Here is a 2,518-nt window from a genome sequence, read left to right on the forward strand (position 1 = left end):
AGGCAACGCCACCCCCGAAGCATCCACCGACCCCGACCGCGACGGCGGCAACGCCACCCCCGAAGCATCCACCGACCCCGACCGCGACGGCGGCAACGCCACCCCCGAAGCATCCACCGACCCCGACCGCGACGGCGGCAACGGCGGCGGTGACGCACCTGCCCGATCCAGCAGAACCGACGGCGGTGGCAGTGGACGCATCGGTATCGGGTGACGCAGCGGTGGCATCTCACCTCGTGACGACAACGGTGGACCACCAGCAGTCGACGAATCAGCTCGCGGTGCCGGTGTCGACCCACCGGCCAATGGCGAATCGCCACGCGGCGCTGGTGGTGACCCACCGGCCAACGCAGACTCACCACGCGGTACCGGTGGCGGCCCACCGGTCACGGGCGAATCGCCCCGCGGTGCCGGGGTGAAGGAACCGTCCAGAGCCGACACCTCGGACATCTGCGAAAGCGGGCGATTGAAGATACTGTCGTCGTCCGCCAACGGGGAAACTGTACGATCCAGGCCCCCTGCAGGACTCGGCGACTCAGCTCGCGGGGTGGCACCGTACAAATCCGCGGACCTTTCGGAGCCCGAGTCGTGAATTCCCCTGGTTTCGATCCCTCCTAGTGTGGGATCGCCCGGTTCGACCCGTAATGGGGCGCCGAACGAGGGGCCGCCCTCGCCCGACCCGGGCGACCGGCCCCCCTCTCCTCCCCAAGCCGACGTCTCCCCGGTCGGCCCGAACCAGTGACTGTGCGGCATGGGTGACGAAAGCTCCGGTGCCGAATGCGAACGCCCTGGACCACTGGTCTCCCCGAAGGTGCCTTCTGCACCATAACCACCGAAACCACCGCCCCCGCCGAGCCCAGCACCACCCCCACCGAACCCACCACCGAAACCTTCACCCCCGCCGAGCCCAGCACCGAAACCGGCACCACCACCGAAACCGCCACCCCCACCGCCCAGCTCACCGGACTCCCCACCCCAACCAGCAGGCATTACACCACCACCAGTCTCCCCACCGGAGACACTTCCCAGCGGAATCCCGGATCCCACGCTACCTACGGGGCTCCCTTCCCGACTCCCCTCACGACTCCCTTCCCGACTCCCTTCCCGACTCCCCTCACGACTCCCCTCACGACTCCCCTCACGACTCCCCTCACGACTCCCGTCGCGACTCCCCCCGGGACTCCCCTCGCGACCACCACCTCCGGAACTGTCGCTCCCAGCGAACAGCCCCGGCCCGTCGTACTTGGCGAAATGCCACGCATTGCCGCGCAACCAATGGTCTTTCCGGAAGGCCGACATATTGGTGAAACCGTCGGTGGTTTTCGGCACGTAGCTGTTGAAGGCCGACGCACCACGGGCACCGCCCACCAGGCCGCCTTGCGCAAAGTTGCCGACCCAGCCCGGCCCGTTGGTGAACGCCGAGAAATCGCCGCCCGCCGCCAGCGAGGTGGCCAGATTGCCGAATACCGCCCCGAATCCGTCGGACATCGCGCCGATGAACATTCCGTTGGCGGTGCGACCGGCAAGATTGTTCAGATATTTGCCGGCGACCTTCTCGATGGCCTCGCCCAGGTACCGGCCGAACTCACGGGCCGGGATGGCCCCGGCGGCACCGCCCAGCGCCGAGAGCCCGAACTCCTGACCGTTGAACGAGCGCCTTTTGCCGTCGGCGATCTGACCGGCCTGGATACTGCCGTTGATCACCATCGGAACGATGGCGCCTTCGGCGGCGCGAGCACCGTACACACCCCAGCCCTTCGCAGTCGGCCAGCCGGGATTGCCCTTCGCGAGCTCCTTCCAGAAATGACGCTTCGTATTGGGCGCACCCATCCGGCGGGCGATGTTCTGGATGGTCTTCTGCACAAAATCCTGAATGATCTTGAGGTAGGAGCGCGTCGTGGCGATCGCCGCGGCCTCCACCGCGGGGGCGGTCGGGGGAAACAGCCAGGCCCAGGCGATTTCGATCGCGAGCCAGCACAGGGTGACGATGATGGTGAGTTTGGTGGCCTGCAGTTCGGTACCCATGTCGAAGGTCGAACCGTATTGGGCCTCCATCGATTTGGCGAGCTGTTCGAGGGACTGGTCACCGCTGCGCAGCAGGTCGTACCGCGCACCCATTTCGTCGCGGGCCGCGCCCTCGGGGTACGCCGCCATGGTGGCCTGCTTGGCCTTGTCGATCGTGGCGAGCAGGGCGTTCAGCTCGTTGCTGCCCTCCTGCCAGACCGTGGCGACCGCCCACGCCTTGTCCTCGTCCCCGTCCGGCCATTGTGCGCCCGCAATCCAGCCCAGCCAGCGCATCTCCGGGGGCAGGTACAAACTCATGCGGCACAGCTCCGACGTTCAGGATCGCGGACCAGGGTCGTGTTGGCCGTACCGACTCTGATGCGCTTCGCTGAATTCCCGGTGGCTGCTGGGCTAATTCGACACTATTTCCATGAGAAGACGACCGTGTGAACGCGCTCGCCGCTGGGGCTGTCCCGGCTGCACCGGGCCGGTGCGGCGCCGGGCTGTTACCGGG

The 2,518-nt window shown here is 67.2% G+C and carries 1 pseudogene; it reads right to left on the bottom strand.

From position 1 onward, the window contains the following. Positions 1 to 2,322 (bottom strand): annotated as a pseudogene (locus tag ACIA75_RS33875) (hypothetical protein); the annotation flags it as partial. Positions 2,323 to 2,518: the final 196 nt, after the last annotated feature.

Origin of the sequence: Nocardia sp. NPDC051750 (assembly GCF_044453135.1) — a bacterium.
In the GTDB taxonomy this organism is placed as follows: Bacteria; Actinomycetota; Actinomycetes; order Mycobacteriales; family Mycobacteriaceae; genus Nocardia.